Annotated in this window: 17 protein-coding genes, 1 tRNA gene and 1 riboswitch; of the genes, 11 read left to right on the top strand and 7 right to left on the bottom strand. The window is 70.1% G+C overall.

The window, feature by feature from the left end; translation table 11 throughout:
- Positions 1 to 65: 65 nt before the first annotated feature.
- Together ACZ6CV_RS22855 and ACZ6CV_RS22860 are read right to left on the bottom strand one after the other, a co-directional pair.
- A complete protein-coding gene (locus tag ACZ6CV_RS22855; protein WP_469252579.1) occupies positions 66 to 1331 on the bottom strand; it encodes a PTS transporter subunit EIIC in 1266 nt (421 codons plus the stop codon).
- A 266-nt stretch (positions 1332 to 1597) separates the two neighbouring features.
- On the bottom strand, positions 1598 to 2911 hold the full coding sequence (locus ACZ6CV_RS22860) for a PTS transporter subunit EIIC (protein WP_358705579.1): 1314 nt from the start codon (positions 2909 to 2911) through the stop codon (positions 1598 to 1600).
- A gap of 144 nt (positions 2912 to 3055) precedes the next feature.
- On the opposite strand from ACZ6CV_RS22860, the gene ACZ6CV_RS22865 reads away from it, so the two are divergent.
- The 4 genes from ACZ6CV_RS22865 (at position 3056) to rdgB (ending at position 5463) form a co-directional block, all read left to right on the top strand.
- Positions 3056 to 3355, top strand: coding sequence for a PTS sugar transporter subunit IIB (locus ACZ6CV_RS22865; RefSeq protein ID WP_362368633.1), 300 nt, complete (start codon positions 3056 to 3058; stop codon positions 3353 to 3355).
- 179 nt (positions 3356 to 3534) lie between these two features.
- Entirely contained in the window at positions 3535 to 4290 is a 756-nt protein-coding gene (gene rph / locus ACZ6CV_RS22870) for a ribonuclease PH (RefSeq protein WP_355816956.1), read from the top strand.
- 139 nt (positions 4291 to 4429) lie between these two features.
- Positions 4430 to 4825 carry a hypothetical protein gene (locus tag ACZ6CV_RS22875; protein WP_362368636.1) on the top strand — a complete coding sequence of 132 codons (396 nt, stop codon included), beginning with the start codon at positions 4430 to 4432 and terminating at the stop codon, positions 4823 to 4825.
- 32 nt (positions 4826 to 4857) lie between these two features.
- Positions 4858 to 5463, top strand: coding sequence for an RdgB/HAM1 family non-canonical purine NTP pyrophosphatase (rdgB, locus tag ACZ6CV_RS22880; RefSeq protein ID WP_469252580.1), 606 nt, complete (start codon positions 4858 to 4860; stop codon positions 5461 to 5463).
- Positions 5464 to 5513: 50 nt separating this feature from the next.
- Here the strand turns inward: rdgB and ACZ6CV_RS22885 are convergent.
- The 3 genes from ACZ6CV_RS22885 to bcp form a co-directional block, all read right to left on the bottom strand.
- Positions 5514 to 5600 (bottom strand) — tRNA-Leu (locus tag ACZ6CV_RS22885).
- 127 nt (positions 5601 to 5727) lie between these two features.
- Positions 5728 to 7224, bottom strand: a complete 1497-nt coding sequence (gene proP / locus ACZ6CV_RS22890; protein ID WP_469252581.1) for a glycine betaine/L-proline transporter ProP — start codon at positions 7222 to 7224, stop codon at positions 5728 to 5730.
- A 128-nt stretch (positions 7225 to 7352) separates the two neighbouring features.
- Positions 7353 to 7820: a thioredoxin-dependent thiol peroxidase gene (bcp, locus tag ACZ6CV_RS22895; RefSeq protein ID WP_384253751.1), complete on the bottom strand. Its 468-nt coding sequence runs from the start codon at positions 7818 to 7820 to the stop codon at positions 7353 to 7355.
- A 162-nt stretch (positions 7821 to 7982) separates the two neighbouring features.
- On the opposite strand from bcp, the gene ACZ6CV_RS22900 reads away from it, so the two are divergent.
- The 3 genes from ACZ6CV_RS22900 to ACZ6CV_RS22910 all read left to right on the top strand — a co-directional run bounded on the left by ACZ6CV_RS22900 (position 7983) and on the right by ACZ6CV_RS22910 (position 9208).
- Positions 7983 to 8303: a DUF3618 domain-containing protein gene (locus ACZ6CV_RS22900; protein WP_469252582.1), complete on the top strand. Its 321-nt coding sequence runs from the start codon at positions 7983 to 7985 to the stop codon at positions 8301 to 8303.
- 64 nt (positions 8304 to 8367) lie between these two features.
- Positions 8368 to 8712, top strand: a complete 345-nt coding sequence (locus ACZ6CV_RS22905) for a GroES family chaperonin (RefSeq protein WP_355816967.1) — start codon at positions 8368 to 8370, stop codon at positions 8710 to 8712.
- A 62-nt stretch (positions 8713 to 8774) separates the two neighbouring features.
- Positions 8775 to 8841: riboswitch (guanidine-III (ykkC-III) riboswitch) on the top strand.
- 46 nt (positions 8842 to 8887) lie between these two features.
- Positions 8888 to 9208, top strand: a complete 321-nt coding sequence (locus tag ACZ6CV_RS22910; protein WP_362368654.1) for a DMT family transporter — start codon at positions 8888 to 8890, stop codon at positions 9206 to 9208.
- A gap of 107 nt (positions 9209 to 9315) precedes the next feature.
- On the opposite strand, the gene ACZ6CV_RS22915 is transcribed toward ACZ6CV_RS22910, so the two are convergent.
- Positions 9316 to 11865, bottom strand: a complete 2550-nt coding sequence (locus tag ACZ6CV_RS22915) for a transglycosylase domain-containing protein (protein ID WP_469252583.1) — start codon at positions 11863 to 11865, stop codon at positions 9316 to 9318.
- A gap of 216 nt (positions 11866 to 12081) precedes the next feature.
- Between ACZ6CV_RS22915 and ACZ6CV_RS22920 the strand changes: the two genes are divergently transcribed.
- The 4 genes from ACZ6CV_RS22920 to ACZ6CV_RS22935 are packed head-to-tail and all read left to right on the top strand — an operon-like array spanning position 12082 to position 15382.
- Entirely contained in the window at positions 12082 to 12903 is an 822-nt protein-coding gene (locus ACZ6CV_RS22920; RefSeq protein ID WP_469252584.1) for an ABC transporter permease, read from the top strand.
- Positions 12896 to 13717, top strand: coding sequence for an ABC transporter permease (locus ACZ6CV_RS22925; RefSeq protein WP_362368657.1), 822 nt, complete (start codon positions 12896 to 12898; stop codon positions 13715 to 13717). The genes ACZ6CV_RS22920 and ACZ6CV_RS22925 overlap by 8 nt, the downstream gene beginning before the upstream one ends.
- Before the next feature lie 6 nt (positions 13718 to 13723).
- A complete protein-coding gene (locus tag ACZ6CV_RS22930) occupies positions 13724 to 14692 on the top strand; it encodes an ABC transporter ATP-binding protein (RefSeq protein WP_469252585.1) in 969 nt (322 codons plus the stop codon).
- Between the two features lie 9 nt (positions 14693 to 14701).
- Entirely contained in the window at positions 14702 to 15382 is a 681-nt protein-coding gene (locus tag ACZ6CV_RS22935) for a DUF1707 SHOCT-like domain-containing protein (protein WP_469252586.1), read from the top strand.
- A 285-nt stretch (positions 15383 to 15667) separates the two neighbouring features.
- On the opposite strand, the gene ACZ6CV_RS22940 is transcribed toward ACZ6CV_RS22935, so the two are convergent.
- Positions 15668 to 16990: an SGNH/GDSL hydrolase family protein gene (locus tag ACZ6CV_RS22940; RefSeq protein ID WP_469252587.1), complete on the bottom strand. Its 1323-nt coding sequence runs from the start codon at positions 16988 to 16990 to the stop codon at positions 15668 to 15670.
- Between the last annotated feature and the right edge of the window lie 146 nt (positions 16991 to 17136).

The following is a 17136-nucleotide window of genomic DNA, read 5'->3' on the forward strand; positions in this document are numbered from 1 at the left end:
ACGACGAAGCCCCCCGCCATTGGTACCCATGGCGAGGGGCTTACGTCACCGGAATGCGGCGGAGGCTACTTGCCCTCGGCCTTCTGGAGCTCGGCGAGCTCCTCGTCGGACTCGCGGCCCGGCGTCGGCAGGTTGAACTTGGTGATCGCGAAGCGGAAGACCACGTAGTACAGCGCCGCGAAGCAGAGGCCGACCAGGGCCAGGCCCAGCGGGTTCTTCGCGATGCCGAAGTTGATGGCGTAGTCGACGAAGCCCGCGGAGAAGCCGAAGCCGTCCTTCATGCCGAGCGCCCAGGTCAGCGCCATGGAGACACCGGTGAGCACCGCGTGGATCGCGTACAGGACCGGCGCGATGAACATGAAGGTGAACTCGATCGGCTCGGTCACACCGGTGACGAACGCGGTGGCGGCGAGCGAGAACATCATGCCGCCGACGACCTTGCGGCGCTCGGGACGGGCGCAGTGCGTGATCGCGAGGCAGGCGGCCGGCAGGGCGAACATCATGATCGGGAAGAAGCCGGTCATGAACTGGCCCGCGGACGGGTCGCCCTCCAGGAAGCGGGCGATGTCGCCGTGCTTGCCCTCGTAGTCACCGGCCTGGAACCAGGGGAAGGAGTTCAGCAGGTGGTGCATGCCGACCGGGATCAGCGCGCGGTTGGCGACACCGAAGATGCCGGCGCCCACGGCGCCCGAACCGACCAGCCACTCACCGAAGTTGTGCAGGCCGGTGCCGAGGACGGGCCAGATGTAGCCGAAGAGGATGCCGATGAACAGGCCCGCGAAGGCCGACAGGATCGGGACCAGGCGGCGGCCGCCGAAGAAGCCGGCCCAGTCGGGCAGCTTCGTGCGGTAGAAGCGCTGGTAGATCAGGGCGACGACGATGCCCATGACGACACCGCCGAGGACGCCCGCGTCGACGGCCTTCTCGGCCATGACCATCTTGCCGTCGACGACCTTGGCTTCCTTCGGCAGGCTGCCGTCGGTGAAGGTGCCGAGGACGTTCTTGAAGACCAGGTAGCCGGTGACGGCCGCCAGGGCGGTCGAGCCGTCCGACTTCTTCGCGAAGCCGATGGCGATGCCCACGGCGAACAGCAGCGCCATGTTGTCCATGATCGCGCCACCACCGGCGGCCATGAACTCGGCGATCTTCCTGATGAACTCCGGCATGGACGCCTTGCCGAGCATGTCGTCGTGGCCCAGACGGACCAGGAGCGCTCCGGCGGGCAGCACGGCGACCGGCAGCATGAGGCTGCGGCCGATGCGCTGCATGACAGCCATCACGCCGGCGCCCTTTTTCTTCTCGGCCGCGGGGGCGGCATTGGCCGTGGGCACAACTTCCTCCAGTGGGCAAGGCGCCGCCTGGGGACAGGGAAGTGGAAGACGGCGGCGTCTTTGGGGGACGCGGCGAGAAGGCCGCGTGGTCTACACCAATAAGTGGTGTAGACCTGTTGTAGCACGGTGAAGGTGACGTAAGGAACCCGCGATTCCTGTGGGGTCCGCCATATCCCGACATGGCAGACCAAAGGCCCCCGGACTCATGGTCCGAGGGCCTGTCTGCGGCCGGTGAGCGGAGACGCGGAACCCGCCGCGAGCGGAAGTTACGCCTTCGTCTGTTCCTTGTCCAACGCCTCCGATTCCTCCTCCGGTTCACGTCCCGGCGTATGCAGATCGAACTTGATGATGACGAAGCGGAACAGCGCGTAGTACACGACGCCGAAGCACAGCCCGATCGGAATGATCAGCCATGGCTTGGTCGCCAGGCTCCAGTTGATGACGTAGTCGATCAGCCCCGCGGAGAAGCTGAACCCGTCCTTCACGCCCAGCGCCCACGTCACCGCCATCGACACACCGGTCAGCACCGCGTGAATCGCGTACAGCGCCGGCGCGATGAAGAGGAACGAGTACTCGATCGGCTCGGTGATGCCCGTGACGAACGACGTCAGACCGACCGAGAGCATCAGGCCGCCGACCACCTTGCGGCGCTCCGGACGCGCGCAGTGCGTGATCGCGAGCGCCGCCGCGGGCAGCGCGAACATCATGATCGGGAAGAAGCCGGAGGTGAACTGGCCCGCCGTCGGGTCACCCGCCAGGAACCGGTTGATGTCACCGTGCACCATCGTGCCGTCCGGCTTGGTGTAGTCGCCGAACTGGAACCACACGAAGGTGTTCAGGAACTGGTGCAGGCCGACCGTGAGCAGCGCGCGGTTGGCGACGCCGAAGATGCCCGAGCCCAGCCAGCCGAGGTCGACGAGCCACTTGGAGAAGCTGGTCAGCGCGTCGCCGATGGGCGGCCAGATCCACACGCAGAGCCCCGCGAAGACCAGCCCCACGAAGGCCATGATGATCGGCACGAGCCGGCGCCCGTTGAAGAAGCCGAGCCAGTCGACCAGCTTCACGCGGTGGTAGCGCTGCCAGAACCAGGCCGCGAGCAGCCCCATCACGATGCCGCCGAACACCCCCGGATTCTGGTACGGCGCCTGCGCGACCGTCCCGTCCTCCGCCACGCAGACCCCGCCCCACATCCCCGCGCCGCCGAACGTGGTGTCGACCGGACAGTCGTCGGGAAAGGCGCGCAGCACCGCGTAGTAGACGAGGAACCCCGCGACCGCCGCCAGCGCCGTGGAACCGTCCGACTTCTTCGCCATGCCGATGGCGACGCCGATGCAGAACAGCAGCGGCAGGCCGAGCGTGGAGTCGAGCAGCGAACCGCCCGCTGCCGCGAAGACCTTGGCCACGTTCGTCCACCCGAGACCGTCGTCGCCGAACACGTCGGGCTGCCCGAGACGGTTCAGGATGCCCGCCGCGGGCAGCACGGCGATGGGCAGCTGCAGGCTCCGGCCCATCTTCTGCAGGCCCTGGAAAAGCCCGTTCCACCACTTCTTCTGCGGCACCGCGGCGGCTGGGGAACTCATCGGCGTCCCTCCCGGAACAAGCCAGGTTTGGCGGTCGTTGAAAACTGGTGTAGACCAGTTGCGGTACGTGTGGGAGCGGCGCCCGGCCGGGGCCGGCACCTTGACCGTCATCATTGGGCACGACTGCCGTAACCGCCCGCGAAGATGGTCCAACCGTGCGTTACCGTGGCAAAGCGGTCCCCCGGCCGCGAGAAACACAGGGAGAAACACATGGCCAGCAAGGCTGAGAAGATCGTTGCCGGGCTCGGCGGCATCGACAACATCGAAGAGGTCGAGGGCTGCATCACCCGCCTCCGTACCGAGGTCAAGGACCCCGCCCTGGTCGACGACGCCGCGCTGAAGGCCGCCGGCGCGCACGGCGTCGTCAAGATGGGCACGGCCGTCCAGGTCGTCATCGGCACGGACGCCGACCCGATCGCGGCGGACATCGAAGACATGATGTGAGTGCCCGGAACTCCCTGAGTTCCCGGAGTCCCAGGACTCACCCCTGAGGGGCCCTCCCGCACGCCGGGACGGGCCCCTCGGCCGTGCCCCTCGGTCGTACGAGCGAGGCCGTACGAGTACGAGGGACGGCCCCGCCCGCACCGGACGAGCCCGCCCCCGCCTCCCGCTAGGCTCGACGCATGTCTTCCACTCCCGGCATCGACACCCCCCGCATCGACGGCCGCACCCCCGAACAGCTCCGCCCCATCGCCATCGAACGCGGCTGGAGCAAGCACGCGGAGGGCTCCGTCCTCATCTCCTTCGGCGACACCAAGGTCTTCTGCACCGCCTCCGTCACCGAAGGCGTGCCGCGCTGGCGCAAGGGCAGCGGCGAAGGCTGGGTCACCGCCGAGTACTCGATGCTGCCCCGCTCCACCAACACCCGCGGCGACCGCGAATCCGTGCGCGGCAAGATCGGCGGCCGCACCCACGAGATCTCCCGCCTCATCGGCCGCTCCCTGCGCGCCGTCATCGACTACAAGGCGCTCGGCGAGAACACCATCGTCCTCGACTGCGACGTCCTCCAGGCCGACGGCGGCACCCGCACCGCCGCCATCACCGGCGCCTACGTCGCGCTCGCCGACGCCGTCGCCTGGGCCCAGGGCAAGAAGCTCGTCAAGCACGGCCGCAAGCCGCTCACCGGCACCGTCAGCGCCGTCTCCGTCGGCATCGTCGACGGCGTCCCGCTCCTCGACCTCTGCTACGAGGAGGACGTGCGCGCCGACACCGACATGAACGTCGTCTGCACCGGCGACGGCCGCTTCGTCGAGGTCCAGGGCACCGCCGAGGCCGAGCCCTTCGCCCGCAAGGAGCTCAACGCGCTCCTCGACCTCGCGGTCGGCGGCTGCGAGGAGCTCGCCGCGTTCCAGCGGGCGGCGCTCGAAGCGACGCGGTAGCGCCCGCGGCGGCCGCCCCGCGGGCGACGTAGGTCACGCCGCCCCGGAAGCAACCACCCACCCCCCGGGGGACGTTATTACGAGTACGGGCGCACGGGCAGAACCGCGCGTCCGTACGTACCCGGGGAGGGACCGAACCATGGCCGCGCGACACCGTCGTATCGCCACCGCCGTCGCCACGGCACTGATCGTCATTCCGGCCGGCGTGGGCCTCGCCGGCTGCGACGCCGTCTCCAAGGCCCTGGACTGCGTCCAGACCGCGGACACCATCGCCGACAGCGTCACCGACCTCCAGCAGGCCGTGGAGAACGCCGGCGACGACCCCGCCGCGGCGGACCGGGCGCTCGACGACATCGGCAAGAACCTCGACAAGATCGACGAGAAGACCGACGACACGGACGTGAACAAGGCGGTCGACCACCTCGACCAGGCCGTCGGCAACGTCCGCACCGCCATCAGGAACGGCGACGCGACCCCGGACGTCGGCCCCGTCACGGACGCGGCGGGCGAACTGACGAAGGTCTGCACGCCGTAAGGAGACCTTTGGGGGGCGGCGATACTGGGGGAATGACCCGCCTCATCCTCGCCACCCGCAACGCCGGCAAGATCACGGAACTCCGGGCGATCCTCGCCGACGCAGGCCTCGACCACGAACTCGTCGGCGCGGACGCCTATCCCGAGATTCCCGACGTCAGGGAAACGGGCGTCACCTTCGCCGAGAACGCCCTCCTCAAGGCCCACGCCCTCGCCCGGGCCACCGGCCTGCCCGCCGTCGCCGACGACTCCGGCCTCTGCGTCGACGTCCTCGGCGGCGCACCCGGCATCTTCTCCGCCCGCTGGGCCGGCCGCCACGGCGACGACCAGGCCAACCTGGACCTGCTCCTGGCCCAGCTCGGCGACATCGACGCACCGGAACACCGCCGCGCCCACTTCGCTTGCGCGGCGGCCCTTGCCCTGCCCGACGGCACGGAACGGGTGGTGGAGGGCCACCTCCGCGGCACCCTGCGCCACACCCCCGCGGGCACGGGCGGCTTCGGCTACGACCCGATCCTCCAGCCGGACGGCGAGACCCGCACGTGCGCGGAACTGACGTCAGCGGAAAAGAACGCGATCAGCCATCGCGGAAAGGCGTTCCGGGGGTTGGTGCCGGTGGTGCGGGAGTTGCTGGGCTGAGAGGCGCATGGAAATGGCCTGCGCTCAGATCCTGGGTTCGCAGGCCATTTTGGTGCGGCGGAAGGGATTCGAACCCTCAAGCCCGGTCAAGGGCCACAGATCCTAAGTCTGCTGCGTCGCCACTGCGCCACCGCCGCCAGCCGCCAGCCATCGTACCGGGCGGACGGCCGGGGTCGGCCGGGGGATGCCGCGCGATGTCCGGATGTCGCAGCGGCCCGCCCCACGCGTGAGGGACGGGCCGCTGCGACAGAGGTCGGGCGAGGGTCAGAACCGTGGGGACGGGGTCTGGGACTCGACCAGTTCTGCTGCTTCCTCCTTCGTCTCCACCGACGGCGGCGAACCCGTCAGCGGCTGCTGTGCCGTCTCCTTCATGCATGCCACCGCGATGACGCCGACGACCGCCGCCGCCATCGAGTAGTACGCCGGGATCATGTCCGTCCCCGTCACGCTGATCAGCGACGTGATGACCAGCGGAGCCGTGCCGCCGAAGAGGGAGGCGGAGAGGTTGTAGCCGACGGAGAGGGAGCCGTAGCGGACCGACGTGGGGAACAGGGCCGGGAGCGTCGCCGACATCGTGCCGAGCAGGCAGAGCAGCGAGAGGCCGAGCAGCAGCATGCCGGCCGAGACCGCGACCAGGCTGCCCTGCTTGATCAGGAGGAAGGCGGGGATGGAGAGGACCAGGAAGCTGACCATGCCCGTCATCAGGAGCGGCTTGCGGCCGAAGCGGTCGGAGAGCTTGCCGACCCGGGTGATGATCAGCATCAGGACGATCATCGTGCCGATGAGGATGAGCAGGCCGTGCGAGTCGTCGTAGCCGAGCTCGTCGGAGAGGTACGTCGGCATGTACGACAGGAGCATGTAGTCGGTGATGTTGTACGCGCCGACCAGGGCGATGCACAGGATCAGCGTCGGCCAGTGGTCGCGGAAGATCTTCGCGAGGTCGCCCTTGGCGGTGGTCTCCACGGCGGAGGCGCCCTCGCTGGCCGAGTGGTAGGTCGCGTCCTCCATCTTCTGGAACGCCGGGGTCTCGTCCAGCTTGAGCCGCAGGTAGAGGCCGACCAGGCCGAGCGGACCGGCCACGAGGAACGGGATGCGCCAGCCCCAGGAGTCCATCGTGTCCGAGCCGAGGGCGGAGTTGAGGATGAGGACCAGGCCCGCCGCGCCGGTGTACCCGGCGAGGGTGCCCATCTCCAGGAAGCTGCCGAAGAAGCCGCGGCGCTTGTCGGGGGCGTACTCGGCGATGAAGGTCGACGCGCCGCCGTACTCGCCGCCGGTCGAGAAGCCCTGCACCAGGCGGAAGGAGATCAGCAGGACCGGTGCCCAGAAGCCGATGGTGGCGTAGGACGGGATCAGGCCGATGGCGAGCGTGCCGATCGCCATCATGATCATGGTCAGCGCGAGGACCTTCTTGCGGCCGATCTTGTCACCCATCGGGCCGAAGACCATGCCGCCGATGGGGCGCACCAGGAAGGAGACCGCGAAGGTGGCGAAGGACGAGACCAGCTGGACCGTGTCGTTCCCGGACGGGAAGAAGACGTGGCCGATGGTGACGGCCAGATAGCTGTAGATGCCGAAGTCGAACCATTCCATGGCGTTGCCGAGCGAGGCGGCTTTGACCGCCCGCTTGACGGCGGCCTCGTCGGTGACCGTGATGTCGGTCCGGCGCAGGGGCGGGTTCTTGCGTCGTTTCACGGCCCGGAAGAGATTCCGGTGCCGCTTCACCGCCTCGGCATCGGCCGCGATCTCTTCGTTGGCCGCCATGGAGTGGTTCCTTTCATTCTTCGTACAAGTTCCCCGGGGGATCACTTGCTCGAAGATGGCCGATGCAAACGGAAGCCCCCCGTGAGGGGGGCTTCGTCACAGTTCGGCGGAGGCCGGTGAGCGGCCGCTCAGACGCCGAGGTCCCTGATGATCTTCGCCACGTGCCCCGTCGCCTTCACGTTGTAGAACGCGTGCTCGACCTTGCCCTGCTCGTCGACGACGACGGTCGAGCGGATCACGCCGGTCACCGTCTTGCCGTAGAGCTTCTTCTCGCCGAAGGCGCCGTACGCCGCGAGGGTCTCCTTGGACGGGTCGCCGACCAGCGTGACCTTGAGGTTCTCCTGCTCGCGGAACTTCGCGAGCTTCTCCGGCTTGTCCGGTGAGACGCCGATGACGTCGTAGCCGGCGGCGGCGAGCGCGTCGAGGTTGTCGGTGAAGTCGCAGGCCTGCTTGGTGCAGCCGGGGGTGAGGGCGGCCGGGTAGAAGTAGACGATGACCTTGCGGCCCTTGTGGTCGGCCAGCGAGACGTCCTTGCCGTCGGCGTCGGGCAGGGTGAAGGCGGGGGCGGTGTCGCCGGGCTGCAGTCGCTCGCTCATGCGCGGTCTCCTCGTAGGGGTGCTGCGTCGGGGGTGTGATGACGGAGTCGAGCGTAATAGGGGTGCCGTGGGGTGCGGTGCGCGCGAAGCTGACAGACTGTGGGGTAAGGATTCACGGAGTGACCGGTTCAGATTCTCAGCTACGACGACGGAGGCAGCGCGGTGTCGGATGCCAGGACCCCTGCGCAGATCGAGGCGGACATCAAGCGCCGGCGCGACCAGTTGGCCGAGACCCTCGACGAGATCGGGGTGCGTGTCCACCCGAAGACGATCGTCGGCGACGCGAAGGCGAAGGTCGCCGCCGGCGTGGACCACACGCTCGGACGGGCGTACGTCGGTGCGAACCGCGTCGTCTCGGACCTGCGGGGCCAGCTGGTCAGGGAGGACGGCGCGCCGCGCATCGAGCGGATCGTGCCGGTCGCCCTGGTGGCGGTGGGGCTCGTGGGGCTCCTCGTGGTGAGCTCGCGGCGGCGCGCCGACTGAGGCCGTCGGGTGAGCGCCGACCCGGGAGACCACGGCGGCGGCCGGGGCAGGTAGGTTCTGGGGCGTGAGCGAGAAGAACCCCCACGACGACAAGCTGCCCATCCGCATGCTGCACGACCGCGTGCTCGTGCGGCAGGACACCAGCGAGGGTGAGCGGCGCTCCGGCGGCGGCATCCTCATCCCCGCCACCGCTGCCGTGGGTAAGCGGCTGGCCTGGGCCGAGGTGGTCGCGGTCGGGCAGAACGTCCGGACGGTCGAGCCCGGTGACCGGGTCCTGTACGACCCGGAGGACCGCGCCGAGGTCGAGGTGCGGGGCGTGGCCTACGTACTGATGCGCGAGCGCGATCTGCACGCGGTGGCCGCCGACCGGTTCGAGGGCTCGGAGGACTCGACGGGTCTCTATCTGTAGCCGCCCGCGGGCGAGGGACCTGTGAGGGGCCGGTGACCGGCGTCACCGGCCCCTTCGCACGGGTTTTGCTACCGTGGAAGGACCCCGACGAGACGCGCCGTACCGGGTTCTCCGCAAAGACGACGCACCCCATCAGGTAACGCGTTCTCGCGTATCACTCGTCGGAGGTGCCGTCATGGCCTGGGTTCTGCTGATCGTCGCCGGCCTGCTCGAAGTGGGCTGGTCGATCGGGATGAAGTACACGGACGGTTTCACGCGGCTGTGGCCCAGCGTGTTCACGGGCATGGGCATCGTCGCGAGCATGATGCTGCTGTCGCAGGCCGCCAAGACGCTGCCCATCGGTACGGCGTACGGGGTGTGGGTCGGCATCGGCGCGGCCGGCGCGGCGGTGCTCGGCATGGTGATCCTGGGTGAGCCGGTCACCGCCGCGCGGATCTTCTTCGTCTGTCTGCTGCTGGTCGCCGTGGTCGGCCTGAAGGCGACGTCCGGGCACTAGTACGGGCTGGTGCCGCTGCCCGGATCACGGGGTCAGGCGTCCGGATCACGGGGTCAGGCGTCCGGATCACGGGGTCAGGCCGCCCGACCCCGCCCGCCCGGCCCCGCCTACCCGTCCGTGATGCCGCCCAGCGCGCCCCCGTCGTCCGTGCCGCCGTCGGGGGAGCCCCCGGTGTCGGTGCCGCCGTCCGTGGGGCCGCCCTGGACGCCTCCGTCGGTCGGGCCGCCGTCGACGGTGCCGCCGTCCGTGGTGGGGCCGCCGTTGTTCGTGCCGCCGTCGGGGCCGCCTGTCTGGCCGCCCGTCCGGCCGCCGTCCTGGCCGCCGTTCTGCTGGCCGCCGTCGGTGGTGCCCCCGGTGTCGGGGCCGCCGGTCGTCGTGGTGCCGCCGGTGTCCGGGCCGCCGCCGGTGTCGGTGCCGCCGTCCGTGGTGCCGCCGGTCTCCGGCTCGCCGGTGTCGCCCGTGCCCGGGTCGGTCGGCGGCAGCGGCTCGTCGGAGCCCTGCTCCAGCTCCAGGTCGAAGTCCTTGACCGGCTTGCCCTCCAGGGCGGCCTTGGTGAACTGCGCCCAGACGCGCGCCGGGTAGGCGCCGCCGTTGATGCGCTGCTCGCCGAGCGCCCCGTACAGCGGGGTGTGGGCCCCGGTCTCCGGGTTCTGGCCCATCACCGAGACCACCGTCGCGAGCTCGGGGGTGTAGCCGGCGAACCAGGCCGCCGTGTCGTTCTCGGCGGTGCCGGTCTTGCCCGCGGCGGGACGGCCCGCGCCCTGCGCCGCCGTGCCGGTGCCGCCCTGGACGACGCTCTGCAGGATCGAGGTGGTGGTGTCGGCGGCCTCGCGCGTCACCGCCTGCTCGGTCTTCGGCTCCGGCAGCTCGATCTCCCTGCCGTCCCGGGTGATCTTCTCGACGAGGGTGTACGTGCCGTGCTTGCCGTGGTTGGCCAGCGTCGCGTACGCCTCGGTCATGTCGAGGACGCTCGCGGTGGAGGGGCCGAGCGCGATCGAGGGGGAGGCGTTGAGGTCGGGGGTGCTCTCCGGGACGCCGAGGTCGATCGCGGTGTCCTTGACCTTGTCGGAGCCGACGTCGACGGCCATCTGCGCGTACACCGAGTTCACCGACTTGTCGGTGGCGGTGCGGACGCTGATGTCGCCGTAGTCGACGTTGTCCTCGTTCTCGGGGGCGTACGAGCCGCCGCTCCAGCCCTGCACGGGGCGCTTGTTGGTGCCGTCGTAGATGGTGTTCGGGGTGATCGGGCGGCCGTCCTGGGTGACCGAGCCGTTCTGCACGGCGGAGGTGAAGACGAACGGCTTGAACGTGGAGCCGACCTGGTAGTCGCGGCGCGTGGCGTTGTTGACGTACTGCTTGGTGTAGTCGATGCCGCCGTACATCGCGACGACCTTGCCGGTCGCCGGGTCGATGGAGGCGCCGCCCGCGCGGACGTTGCGGTCGACCTTGCGGGCGTCCTTGTCGACCTTGTCCATCACCTGCTCGTCGACGGCCTTCTTGAAGGCGTCCTGGCGGTCCTTCTGCAGGGTCGTGGTGATGCGGTAGCCGCCCTTGGCGAGGGTGTCCTCGTCGATGATGTCGTTGCCGGTGAGGTAGTCCTCGACGGCCTTGACGACATAGCCGCGCTGGCCGGAGAGGCCCGCCGCGCCCTTGGCCGCGTCGGGCTTGGGGAACTTCGCCTTCGTCCGCTCGCCCCGGGAGAGCCAGCCCTCCTTGACCATGCCGTCCAGGACGTAGTTCCAGCGGCCCGCCGCGCGCGGCTTGTTCTCCGGGTGGGTGGCGACGTCGTAGGCGTTGGGGGAGTTGAGGAGGGTGGCGAGGTAGGCGCCCTCGGCGGTGGAGAGGTCCTGGACGTTCTCGCCGAAGTAGGCCTGCGCGGCGGCCTGGATGCCGTACGCGTTGCGGCCGAAGTAGCTGGTGTTGAGGTAGCCCTCCAGGATGTCGTCCTTGCTCACCTCGCGGTCCAGCTTGATGGAGATGAAGAACTCCTTCACCTTGCGGCTGACCGTCTGCTCCTGGCCCAGGTAGTAGTTCTTCACGTACTGCTGGGTGATGGTGGAGCCGGACTGCTTGCCCTTGCCGGTGACGGTGTTCCAGGCCGCGCGGACCATCGCCTTCGGGTCGACCGCGGACTCGCCGTAGAAGTCGCGGTCCTCGGCGGCGAGCACGGCGTGCTGCACGGTGAGCGGGATCTGCTTGAGCGGCACCTTCTCGCGGTTGACCTCGCCGTCGCGGGCGATCTGGGAGCCGTCGGAGTAGAGGTAGACGTTGCTCTGCTTGGTGGCCAGCTTGTTGGCCGGCGGGATGTCGACCAGCATGTAGCCCGCCATGAAGGCGCCCACGACCAGCAGGATCAGCAGGATGAAACCGCCGAGGACCATGCGCCAGGTCGGGAAGATCCGCCGCCAGCCCTTGCGCTTGGGCCGCTTCGGCTTCTTGCCCTTGCCCTTGCCGTCGCCGGGCTCGGCGCCGTCGGCGCCCTCCGCGCTGTGACCGGCCCCGTCGCCGTTGCCGCCCTTGCCACCGGCACCGCCGTCGTCGGCGGCCGCCGTGCCCCCGGGTGCGTCCGGCGGCGCCCCGGCGGGCGTGTCCTGCGGCTCCCTGGGCGCCCAGCCCTGGCGCCCGGCAGGACTCTGCTGCTGCGGCTCGTCGCTCATGTTGTGCGGAACTCCCGGTCTGCTTCGTACGTCCAGTACGCCTCGTACACCCCATGGCGCCCCATGGCCCCCCGTGCCCACCCATTGCACACCCAGTCACAGACGTTCGTGACCAGGCACGCGCCCCCGTGCCGAAAATGCGTGGCACGGGCGCCGCCGATCGCACTAGGCTCCAGCGCTTTGGCCCGGTTCGGGACGAAGCCCCCGGTGAAAGGGATGCACGTGCGCGCAGGACGGTTCCGTTTGTACGCGGCCGTCGCCGGGGGAGGCTTCCGCCGCTACTCCACGTATCGGGTCGCGACCGCCGCCGGCGTCTTCACCAACTCCGTCTTCGGACTCATTCTCGCCTACACCTATGTGGCCCTGTGGGACGAGCGTCCGGGGCTCGGCGGCTACGACCAGTCCCAGGCGCTCACCTACGTCTGGCTCGGCCAGGGCCTGCTCACGGCGATGGCGCTGATGGGCGGCGGCTTCGAGGGCGAGCTGATCGAGCGGATCCGCACCGGGGACGTCGCCGTCGACCTGTACCGGCCCGCCGACCTGCAGCTGTGGTGGCTGGCGGCCGACCTGGGCCGCGGCGCCTTCCAGCTGCTCGGGCGCGGTGCGGTGCCGATGGCCTTCGGCGCCCTCGTCTTCGATCTGGCCGCGCCGTCGGACGTGCTGCGCTGGCTGGCGTTCCTGCTGGCCGTCGGGCTCGGCGCGCTGGTCGGCTTCGCGATCCGCTATCTGGTGGCGCTCTCCGCGTTCTGGCTGATGGACGGGGCGGGCACCCTGCAGGTCTCGATGCTCGCGGGCACCTTCTTCTCCGGGATGCTGCTGCCGCTGAACGTCTTCCCCGGCGCGCTCGGCGACATCGCCCGCGCGCTGCCCTGGTCGGCGCTGCTGCAGCGGCCCGCCGACGTGTTCCTCGGCAGCACCACCGGTACGGGACTGCTGCGCACGTACGCCTTCCAGGTCGGCTGGGCGGCGGCGCTGCTCGCGGCCGGTCGTCTGGTGCAGGCCGCGGCCACCCGCCGGGTGGTGGTACAGGGTGGCTGACCTGCGACAGGTGCGCGAGGGGCTGCGCGCCTACCGGCTGATCTCCGCCATGTGGATCCGCTCCCTCATGGCCTACCGGGTCTCCTTCGCGCTGACCGCGTTCGGCAACTTCGCGGTGACCGCGTTCGACTTCGTGGCGATCCTGCTGATGTTCTCCCAGGTCGACCGGCTCGGCGGCTACGGCCTGTCCGAGATCGCCTTCCTGTACGGCGTCTCGTGCACCGCGTTCGGGCTCGCCGACCTCAGCATGGGGTCCATGGACCGGCTGGGCCGACGGGTGCGCGACGGCACGCTCGACACGCTCCTGGTGCGGCCCGCCCCGGTCATCGCCCAGGTCGCCGCCGACCGCTTCGGGCTGCACCGGGTCGGCCGCCTCACCCAGGGCGCGGCGGTCCTCACGTACGCGCTCGTGGTCCTGGACGTCGACTGGACCGTGCTGAAGGTCCTGATGGTGCCGATGATGCTGCTGTGCGGCACCGCGATCTTCGCGGCCGTGTTCGTGCTGGGCGGCGCCTTCCAGTTCGTGGCGCAGGACGCGGCGGAGGTGCAGAACGCCTTCACGTACGGCGGCACCACCCTGTTGCAGTATCCGCCGACCGTCTTCGCCAAGGACCTGGTGCGCGGCGTCACCTTCGTCCTGCCGCTCGCCTTCGTCAACTGGCTGCCCGCGCTGTACGTGCTGGGCCGGCCCTACCCGCTCGATCTGCCGGTCTGGGTGGCGTTCGCGCCGCCGCCGGTGGCCGCGGGATGTCTCGCCCTCGCCGGACTCGCCTGGCGCGCCGGCCTCCGCTCGTACCGCAGCACCGGGAGCTGAACAGTCGTGGACGACACCCCCCTCATCGAACTCGACGGCGTGGAGAAGGTCTTCGACGTCCGCAGGAAGACCGGCTTCCTGCGGCGCGAGCGGCACCAGGTGCGGGCCGTCGACGGGATCTCCTTCACCGTGCCGCGCGGGGAGATGGTCGGCTACATCGGGCCCAACGGCGCGGGCAAGTCGACGACGATCAAGATGCTGACGGGCATCCTCACGCCCAGCGGCGGCCGGCTGCGGGTCGCCGGCATCGACCCCGCCCGCGAGCGCGGCCGCCTCGCCCGGCGCATCGGCGTCGTCTTCGGCCAGCGCACCACGCTCTGGTGGGACCTGCCGCTGATCGACTCGTACCGCCTGATGCACCGGATGTACCGCATCCCCGACGCCCGGTACACCGAGAACCTCGACCGGTGCGTCGAACTCCTCGGACTCGGCGCCCTGTTGGACGTGCCGGTCCGTCAGCTCTCGCTCGGCCAGCGGATGCGCGGCGACATCGCGGCGGCGCTCCTGCACGACCCGGAGGTGCTCTACCTGGACGAGCCGACGATCGGCCTCGACGTGATCAGCAAGGCGAAGGTGCGCGGGTTCCTGCGCGACCTGAACGCGGAGTCCGGCACGACGGTCCTGCTCACCACGCACGACCTGACCGACATCGAGCAGCTCTGCGAGCGGGTGATGGTCATCGACCACGGGCGGCTGATGTACGACGGGCCGCTGGCGGGCCTGCACGAGGTGGGCGAGAGCGAGCGCACCCTCGTCGTCGACCTGGAACGTGAACTCCCGCCCATCGAGATCGAGTCGGCGCGGGTGGTGAAGGTGGAGGGGCCGCGCCAGTGGCTCGCATTCCCGGCCGCGGACTCGGCGGCTCCGCTCGTCGCGCGGGTCGCGGCCCGCTACCCGCTGGCCGACCTCTCGGTCAGGGAGCCCGACATCGAGGCGGTCATCGCGAAGATGTACGCGGAGAAGCCGACCTCGTAGGCTGCCGGTATGAGTGACGAACTCCCCGACCTGCGGGCCTCGGACGCCGACCGCGAGCGGGTCGCCGAACAACTGCGTGACGCGCTGGCCGAGGGCCGCCTCGACATGTCGGAGTTCGAGGAACGCCTCGACGCGACGTACAAGGCCCGTACGTACGGGGAGCTGGCCCCGCTCACCCGCGACCTGCCCGGCCACGGCGCCAAGGTCTCCATGGTGAAGGGCCCGGTGAGCGACGACCCGGCCGCCATCGACTGGAGCGAGCGGATGGTGGCAGGCGAACCGACCTCCACCCTTGGCTTCGCCTTCTGGAGCGGGTTCAGCCGCAAGGGCGGCTGGGTGGTGGGCCGGCAGTTCAACGGCTTCGCCATGTGGGGCGGCGGCGAGATCGACCTGCGCGAGGCGCGGTTCACGGAGCGACACGTCGAGATCCGCTGCTTCACGATCATGGGCGGGATGCAGGTCGTCGTGCCGCCGGACATGACCGTGGCGGTCAGGGGCTTCGGCATCATGGGCGGCTTCGACGACAAGGCCACGGGCGAGGGCACCCCCGGCTCCCCCCGGGTGGTGGTCAAGGGCTTCGCCCTGATGGGCGGAGTAGGCGTGGACCGCAAGATCCGCAGAATGGAACGCCTCCGCCAAAAGGAGGCCCGCCGCCAGGACCGCCTGAACCGCCGCAAGGAACTGGACTGACCCGAATCCCGCCCCCAAGGCCCGCGGCGACCGCTTTCAGGGACGCGGGGAAGGCTTGCAGGGGCGCGGGGAAGGTTTTTAGGGGCGCGGGGAACTGCGCAAGACCGAGCCCCGGGTGGCGGCGCGGGGAAGGCATTTAGGGGCGCGGGGAACTGCGCAGAACCGAGCCACGGGTGGCGTGTGGTGCACGAGGGGCGAGCCGGAGTCTGACGCAAAGGGGCGCGGGGAACTGCGCGACCAGCCCCCACCCCCCGCAGACAAAGAACCCCGCCCCCCCCGGCAGGGTCAAAGCTGGGCCGCAGCCGACCCCTTGAGCTGAGAAAGATTGAACGCCTCAGCCATCCGCCGGAACCCCGCATCGGACGGATGCAAATGATCCCCCGAGTCGAACTGCCCCCGAAGCCGCCGCAAGTCGTACGGATCCCGCAACGCCCGGTCGAAGTCCACGAACTCGTCGAAGACCCGCCCGGAGCGGATCCGCTCGTTCACGGCCTGCCGCACGCCCTCCAGGGCGGGCTCGTACCCCCGGTGCCCGCCGAACGGCATGAGCGTCGCCCCGACGACCCGCAGCCCGCGCGTGTGCGCCTGCCGCGTCAGCTCCCGCAGCCCCTCGACGATGCGGTCGGGATCGTTCTGGTGCGGGTTGCGCAGGATGTCGTTGACGCCGAGCGCGATCACGACCGCCTTGACGCCCGTGCGGTTCAGCACGTCACGGTCGAAGCGGGACAGCCCGCTGGGGTTGACCGCGGGGTTCCCGCGCCCGTCGGAGAGGATGCGGTTGCCGCTGATGCCCTGGTTCACGACGCCGTAGCGCGGCGCGCCCGGCTCGTCGCGCAGCCGGTCGGCGAGGACGTCGGTCCAGCGGCGGTTGGCGCCCATCGTGGAGGAGATGCCGTCGGTGATGGAGTCGCCGAAGACGACCACCGTGCCGTTGGTCTCGTTGCTGAGCACGTCCACCGCGGACAGATAGCGCCAGTACGGGCTCTGCTCGGTGTACGCGTCGCCCAGCTGGTCCTCGGTGCGGTCACCGTCGGCGACGTAACTGATCTGTCGGGCGTGCGGGTGGTAGGTGACCGGGCCCGACGGCGTCGGCGAGTACGTCGTGACGAGCAGGTCCTGGTCGTGCGGGACGCGCAGCCGGGCCGCGTCGCTCAGCACCTGCTGCCCCGGCGGGATCACCACCGAGGTGTTGCCGTCGAAGGTCAGCCGGCGCAGCGTGCCCGCCGCGGCGGCCGGGTTGTTCGACGCGGAGGCGAGCGCGATCGAGGCGTGCGTGATGCTCAGCGGCGTCGTGCCGTACAGGTTCGACAGGGTGATGCGGGCGCTGGTGCCGCCGACGCTGGTGTGCACGACGTTGCGGATCGAGCGTCCGGCGAACCCCTTCTGCCCCGTGCCCGGTTCGGCCCCGGCGGGGGACGCGGACCAGGAGCCGACCCAGGTGCCGGACGAGGCGGGCGCGGCGGAGTTGCGGGGGGAGCGCCCACCGGCGCTGATGGAGTCCTGCGCGCCGTCGTCGGTACCGGCCACGCCGACGTATATGGCGGCGGAAATCATCACTATGACCGCGATGACCGCGGCGAGAAGGGCATAACCGTGTCGCTTGGTCATGCGGGCTCTTTCTCCTCGGGCAGGGGGAGCCCCGAGGCTCCGGTGTGATCACCCCATGATGCGGCATGGGCCGTGAGGCGGCCGACACTGCCCCCCTCCGTCCTGTGAGACGCCGGGAACTTGTCGTCCGTTCCAGGAGTCGGTCA

Source organism: Streptomyces sp. NPDC041713 (genome assembly GCF_055591085.1).

What these genes read in the sequence shown, in the direction of transcription:
- ACZ6CV_RS22860 (WP_358705579.1), bottom strand. Translation starts at nt 2,911, where the DNA reads ATGAGTTCCCCAGCCGCCGCGGTGCCGCAGAAGAAGTGGTGGAACGGG.
- ACZ6CV_RS22865 (WP_362368633.1), top strand. Translation starts at nt 3,056, where the DNA reads ATGGTCCAACCGTGCGTTACCGTGGCAAAGCGGTCCCCCGGCCGCGAG.
- rph (WP_355816956.1), top strand. Translation starts at nt 3,535, where the DNA reads ATGTCTTCCACTCCCGGCATCGACACCCCCCGCATCGACGGCCGCACC.
- ACZ6CV_RS22875 (WP_362368636.1), top strand. Translation starts at nt 4,430, where the DNA reads ATGGCCGCGCGACACCGTCGTATCGCCACCGCCGTCGCCACGGCACTG.
- rdgB (WP_469252580.1), top strand. Translation starts at nt 4,858, where the DNA reads ATGACCCGCCTCATCCTCGCCACCCGCAACGCCGGCAAGATCACGGAA.
- proP (WP_469252581.1), bottom strand. Translation starts at nt 7,224, where the DNA reads ATGGCGGCCAACGAAGAGATCGCGGCCGATGCCGAGGCGGTGAAGCGG.
- bcp (WP_384253751.1), bottom strand. Translation starts at nt 7,820, where the DNA reads ATGAGCGAGCGACTGCAGCCCGGCGACACCGCCCCCGCCTTCACCCTG.
- ACZ6CV_RS22910 (WP_362368654.1), top strand. Translation starts at nt 8,888, where the DNA reads ATGGCCTGGGTTCTGCTGATCGTCGCCGGCCTGCTCGAAGTGGGCTGG.
- ACZ6CV_RS22915 (WP_469252583.1), bottom strand. Translation starts at nt 11,865, where the DNA reads ATGAGCGACGAGCCGCAGCAGCAGAGTCCTGCCGGGCGCCAGGGCTGG.
- ACZ6CV_RS22920 (WP_469252584.1), top strand. Translation starts at nt 12,082, where the DNA reads ATGCACGTGCGCGCAGGACGGTTCCGTTTGTACGCGGCCGTCGCCGGG.
- ACZ6CV_RS22935 (WP_469252586.1), top strand. Translation starts at nt 14,702, where the DNA reads ATGAGTGACGAACTCCCCGACCTGCGGGCCTCGGACGCCGACCGCGAG.
- ACZ6CV_RS22940 (WP_469252587.1), bottom strand. Translation starts at nt 16,990, where the DNA reads ATGACCAAGCGACACGGTTATGCCCTTCTCGCCGCGGTCATCGCGGTC.